This window comes from Streptomyces lushanensis, assembly GCF_001700515.1.
GTDB lineage: Bacteria > Actinomycetota > Actinomycetes > Streptomycetales > Streptomycetaceae > Streptomyces > Streptomyces lushanensis.
On the sequence record NZ_MAUD01000415.1, the window covers coordinates 1 to 5,559 of the forward strand.

At 71.5% G+C, this 5,559-nt stretch carries 6 protein-coding genes and 1 pseudogene; 5 read left to right on the forward strand and 2 right to left on the reverse strand.

Annotation, left to right across the window (positions count from 1 at the left end; translation table 11 throughout):
* Positions 1-193: pseudogene (locus BFF77_RS28270) on the reverse strand (3-phosphoshikimate 1-carboxyvinyltransferase); the annotation flags it as partial.
* 96 nt (positions 194-289) lie between these two features.
* Positions 290-1,012: a M50 family metallopeptidase gene (locus BFF77_RS28275; RefSeq protein WP_425424436.1), complete on the reverse strand. Its 723-nt coding sequence runs from the start codon at positions 1,010-1,012 to the stop codon at positions 290-292.
* Positions 1,013-1,061: 49 nt separating this feature from the next.
* On the opposite strand from BFF77_RS28275, the gene BFF77_RS28280 reads away from it, so the two are divergent.
* The 5 genes from BFF77_RS28280 to BFF77_RS28300 all read left to right on the forward strand — a co-directional run.
* Entirely contained in the window at positions 1,062-1,877 is an 816-nt protein-coding gene (locus BFF77_RS28280) for an SOS response-associated peptidase (protein ID WP_066955362.1), read from the forward strand.
* 107 nt (positions 1,878-1,984) lie between these two features.
* Positions 1,985-2,644, forward strand: a complete 660-nt coding sequence (locus BFF77_RS28285; RefSeq protein ID WP_066955364.1) for an alpha/beta hydrolase family protein — start codon at positions 1,985-1,987, stop codon at positions 2,642-2,644.
* A gap of 349 nt (positions 2,645-2,993) precedes the next feature.
* Entirely contained in the window at positions 2,994-3,653 is a 660-nt protein-coding gene (locus tag BFF77_RS28290; protein ID WP_066955368.1) for a sigma-70 family RNA polymerase sigma factor, read from the forward strand.
* Positions 3,650-3,973, forward strand: coding sequence for a mycothiol system anti-sigma-R factor (gene rsrA, locus BFF77_RS28295; RefSeq protein ID WP_066955371.1), 324 nt, complete (start codon positions 3,650-3,652; stop codon positions 3,971-3,973). Before BFF77_RS28290 ends, rsrA begins: the two co-directional genes overlap by 4 nt.
* Positions 3,974-4,228: 255 nt before the next feature.
* A partial coding sequence (locus tag BFF77_RS28300; RefSeq protein WP_066955375.1) for an HD-GYP domain-containing protein occupies positions 4,229-5,559 on the forward strand: 1,331 nt, incomplete at its 3' end.

Genomic DNA, 5,559 nt, shown 5'->3' on the forward strand with positions numbered 1-5,559 from the left:
GGGCGTCGGCCATCAGCAGGGTGTCACGGGAGCGCAGCGGGCGGCGGAGCCAGCCGGGCTCGGCGGCCAGCGCGGCGAGGACCAGAGCGCGGTTGGTGACCGACTTGGAACCGGGCACGGTGACCGTCGCTTCGACGGCCCCGTGTGCGTAGGGGGCGGGCCAGAGGGCGGGCTGCACGGAGCTTTCGGTCATGGCCATCACTTTAGTGGTTCGTAACCGAAGCGGATCCCGAACAAAAGCGGCGAAACCGGGGCGTAACGAGAAGGTGATAAGAGGTGCACAGGGCGCTTACAAGCCCAGTAGCCAGCGTCCGCCGCCGATGAGCGAGCAGAGCGAGACGGCGTGGAAGAGGAACAGCCAGAGCGCCGGTGGTACATGCGTGAGCCGTCCCAGCTGGTCGGCGTCCGAATCCCCTGCTCCGCCGCGCCGGCGCTTGGCCTGGAGCTCGAACGCCGGGCGTACGCCCCCGAGGAGCAGAAACCAGACAGCCGTGTACGCGAACGCCGACTGGACGGCGGGTTCGGTCAGCCAGGAGACCAACAGGAACGCGGCACCGGTGAGGACCACGGTGAGTGCCCCGTACGCGTTCCGGATCATCACCAGCATCGCGAGCAGCAGCGCCGTCGCCAGCCAGAGCAGCAGCGTGATGTGGTGCGCGGCGAGCAGCCAGGCGCCGCCGAGACCGAGCAGCGGCGGCGCGGTGTATCCCGCGGCGGCGGTGAGGATCATGCCGGGGCCCGTGGGCCTGCCGCGGCTGACCGTCAGGCCCGAGGTGTCCGAGTGCAGCCGGATGCCGTCGAGCCGGCGCCCGGTGGCCAGGGCTATGAGCCCGTGGCCGCCCTCGTGCGCGATGGTGATCGCGTTGCGGGAGAGCCGCCAGAGCGGACGCGGTACGACGGCCGCGAGCGCGAGGGCGGCGGCCAGGGCCACCAGCCAGTCCTCCGGTGCGGGCTGGGTGCCGAAGACGCGGTCCCACAGATCGGCGAACGAGGTCGAGTCGATACTGGCCATTTCTCGGGCGGCTCCTCAACTGGGTTTGCGTCGTGGCAGTGTTGCATTCATGTGCGGACGGTATGCGGCGAGCCGGAGCCCGGAAGTTCTTCAGGGGCTCTTCGGCGTGGAGAAGTGGGAGCCCGAGGAGACCCTCGCTCCCGACTGGAACGTGGCCCCGACGAAGGAGGTCTACGCGGTTCTGGAGCGTCCGGTGAAAGACGCCGCGGAGCCCGTCCCGGTTCGTCAGCTGCGCAGGCTGAAGTGGGGACTCGTGCCGTCCTGGGCGAAGACACCCGAGGGCGGGGCACGGATGATCAACGCGCGCGCCGAGACCGTGCACGAGAAGCCGTCGTTCCGCAGGCCCTTCCTCGCGCGCCGCTGCATCCTGCCGGCCGACGGCTACTACGAGTGGGTCACCGGCTCCGACGAGCGCCGGCTGGAGGAGCAGGGCAGGAAGAAGCGTCCCCGCAAGCAGCCCTACTTCGTGACGCCGGCCGACGGCTCGGTGATGGCGATGGCCGGGCTCTACGAGTTCTGGCGCGACCGCACCCTGCCGGACGACCATCCGCAGGCCTGGTGGGCGACCTGCTCGGTGATCACGACCGAGGCGGAGAAGACGCCGCTGGCGGTCGCTCCCGCCGAGGGACCGGGGTCGCTGGCCGAGATCCATCCCAGGATGCCGCTGATGCTCACGCCGGACCGCTGGGACGCGTGGCTGGACCCGGCCCGTACGGATCCCGAGGAGCTGCGGGAGCTGCTCGAAGCGCCGCCTGCCGGTCTGATGCGGGCGTATCCCGTCGGGACGGCCGTCAGCAGCGTCCGCAACAACGGGCCCGAGCTGCTGGCGGAGCTGGCCGCGCCGGAGGAGAGCACGCTGTTCTGAGGGTCCTGTTGCGAGGGTCGTACGGGGCGGGCCCGACGGTGCGCGCGCCGGGGCGGCGGATGCGGGCCGGGGCGGCGCGGCACCGGCCCGCACGGCAGGATGAGCGTGTGACGAGCGAGCCGACAGAGACCACCGGGAACGCACCCGAGCGCGAGAGCGTCGGGACGCCGGCCGGGGACGCCCGTATCACCTGGTACGCGGCGCCCCGGCCCCGGCTGGTGCTCGCCCTCGGCCATGGCGCGGGCGGCGGGATCGAGGCGCGTGACCTCCAGGCCCTCGCCGCCGCGCTGCCTCCGCTCGGTGTCACCGTCGCCCTGGTGGAGCAGCCGTGGCGGGTGGCCGGCCGCAGAGTGGCGCCCGCGCCCAGGACCCTCGACACGGCCTGGCGGGCGCTGTGGCCCGTGCTGGAGAAGCCGGGCCTGCCCGTGGTCGCGGGCGGGCGCAGCGCCGGCGCGCGCGTGGTCTGCCGTACGGCGCGTGAGCTGGGCGCACACTCCGTACTCGCGCTGAGCTTTCCGCTGCATCCGCCGGGCAGGCCGGAGAAGTCACGGGCCGCCGAGCTGCTGGGGACGGGCGTACCCACGCTGGTCGTCCAGGGCGGCAACGACACCTTCGGAAAGCACGCGGAGTTCCCCCCGGGCGCGTACGCGTTCCTGGAGGTGCCCGGCGGCGATCACGGCTTCGCCGTACCGAAAAGGGCGCCCGTGTCCCAGGAGGAGGCCCTGCGCGTCCTCACCGACGGCGTCGCGGAGTGGCTCTCCGCGTAGGGCGGCGGTGGCGGCAAAGAACCGGCAAAGGGCGGGTACGGGGCAGGCAAGGGGCGGGCACGCGAGGGACGGCCGAGGCCGTGCGGCACAAGGGAATGCCGGGGGCGGGATCGCTGTTGTGGGGTGTGTAAGGACACAGGAGCTCGGAGAGGGAGTCCGTCGTATGGGTTCGACCATGTGCTCGCGTCGTTCAGACGCCGCTGACCTGGAGTGGACGGTGCTTTCGGCGGCCAAAACCGCTCCCGTCCGCACGGCGGGCGGAGCGGACCGACAGGCCCGGCCGCAGCAAGGTCGACTATTCTCCGATTCGAGTGGGTCCGCATTCGGCTCCACCACAGCGTTGGAGGAGGTGGGTCCGGTCACTGGGACCGACACAGGGACCGACGACGGCGACATCCGTGAGACCGGTGCCGAGCGCAATGCCCGTTTCGAGCGGGATGCCCTGGGCTTCCTGGACCAGATGTACTCGGCCGCGCTGCGCATGACGCGCAATCCGGCCGATGCCGAGGACCTCGTACAGGAGACCTACGCCAAGGCGTACGCCTCCTTCCACCAGTTCCGTGAGGGGACCAACCTCAAGGCGTGGATGTACCGCATCCTCACCAACACCTTCATCAACTCGTACCGCAAGAAGCAGCGTGAGCCCCAGCGCAGTGCCGCCGAGGAGATCGAGGACTGGCAGCTCGCGCGCGCCGAGTCCCACATGTCGACCGGACTGCGGTCGGCCGAGTCGCAGGCGCTCGACCACCTTCCGGACTCCGATGTGAAGGCCGCGCTCCAGGCGATTCCCGAGGAGTTCCGCATCGCGGTGTATCTCGCCGATGTCGAGGGCTTTGCCTACAAGGAGATCGCGGACATCATGGGAACGCCCATTGGTACGGTCATGTCACGACTGCACCGTGGCCGCCGTCAGCTGCGCGGCATGCTGGAGGATTACGCCCGTGACCGCGGGCTCGTCCCGGCGGGTGTCGGGGAGTCGTCGGACGATCGGAAAGGTTCGGACTCATGAGCTGCGGAGAGCCGCATGAGACGGATTGCGCCGAGGTTCTCGACCACCTCTACGAGTTCCTCGACCGCGAGATGCCGGACAGCGACTGCACCAAGTTCGAGGTGCACTTCGAGGAGTGCTCGCCGTGCCTGGAGAAGTACGGCCTTGAACAGGCCGTGAAGAAGCTGGTCAAACGCTGCTGCGGACAGGACGACGTGCCGAGCGACCTGCGGGCCAAGGTCATGGGACGGATCGATCTGATCAGGTCGGAACAGGCCGCGCCGGAGCGCGACGTGCCCACGCGTACGGGCGCGGACCTGCCCGGCGCCGCCGCCGAGTAGGCCCCGCCCACGGCGGGTGAGCCCCCCGGCTCCAGCCCCGAACGGCCCCCCTCCGCTTCTCTGTGCGCACGGACTCGTCTGTGCGCAGGGAAACGAACAGGTGTGTGCGCATGGAGCGCACGACCGGTGTGATGTCGCCCTTATGGCGGCTGTTGTCACCCAAAGGTGCTAATCGCCGCTCTCCGGCCGTCCGTGGCCGCCCCGCTCGCTAGCCTGACCGTCTGTTCGGGCCGGGACGAGGAGGGGCGAGAACGCGTGAGGGCCATACCGGGTGCGGCGCGCGCGTACATCCTGGGCACCGTGCTCTGCGCCGCCGCGTGTGCCCGTCCCGCTCCGCGCTCCGAGACCCCCTGGCCGGCGTTCGCGATGCTCGCGGCGCTGTACGTCGTCTGCGAGCTGCCCGCGCGCTGCCGCTTCCTGGGACGCTCGCCGAACGGCGTCCTGCCCGTCGCGGCCGGTTCCTTCTTCCCCGTCCTGCTCGCCGCGGCCTTTCTGCTGCCGCCCTCCGCCGCCGCGCTGGTCGCGGTGCCCGGCGCGCTGTGCGGACGGATCGAGCGGCGCCCCAGAGGCGCCCGGCGGATCTGGCGGGCCGCCCAGCTCTCCCTCGCCACCTGGGCGGCAGCCCGCGCCCAGATGCTCTTCGGCGGCCCCGTCGCGCTCGGCGGCGGATACGGGCTGACGCGGCCCGACTTCCCCTACGTCCTGCTGCCCGCGGCGGCGGCGACCCTCGCCTTCTGTCTGGTGCTCGCCGTGCTCGACGGCGGCATCCTCGCCACCGCCGAGCGGCTTCCGCCGCGTACGGCCTGGCGCGGTCTGTTCCTGCGCTCGCTCGCTCCGCACGCCGCCCACGGGCTCGCCGGCCTGATGATGGCGGTCCTGTGGCGCAGCCCCTACGGGCCGCTCTCCGCGCTCTTCGTCCTGCTGCCGATGTACATCTCCTGCTGGGTCTTCGCCCAGTACCACCGCGAGCGCGCCGCCCATCAGGCCACCATCAGGGCGCTCGTCCAGGCGGTCGACATCAAGGACACCTACACCCGCGGGCACAGCGAGCGCGTCGGGCACGCGTCCGTGCTGATCGCCCATGAGCTGGGCATGGAGCCGGACCGGATCGAGATGCTCCGCTTCGCCGGGATCCTCCACGACGTCGGCAAGCTCGGCGTCCCGACACGGGTGCTGCGCAAGGACGGTCCGCTGACACCGGAGGAGCGCCGGGTGATCGAGCTGCATCCCGAGTACGGGCATGAGATGGTGCGCGGCATCGGCTTCCTCGGGGAGGCGCGGACGGCGATCCTCCACCACCACGAGCGGCTCGACGGCACGGGCTATCCGTACGGTCTGGCCGGGCGGCAGATTCCCGAGTTCGCCCGGGTGGTGGCCGTGGCCGACGCCTTCGACGCGATGACCTCGACCCGGTCCTACCGGCGCGGACGGCCGGTGCCCATGGCGCTGGCGGAGCTGGAGCGCTGTGCGGGGACGCAGTTCGACCCGGAGATGGTACGGGCGCTCGCCAAGGCGCTGGACCGGCACGGCTGGCGTACGGCGGTCACGGCGGACGAGGAGGACGTGCCGCCCCCGCCCCCGCCCCC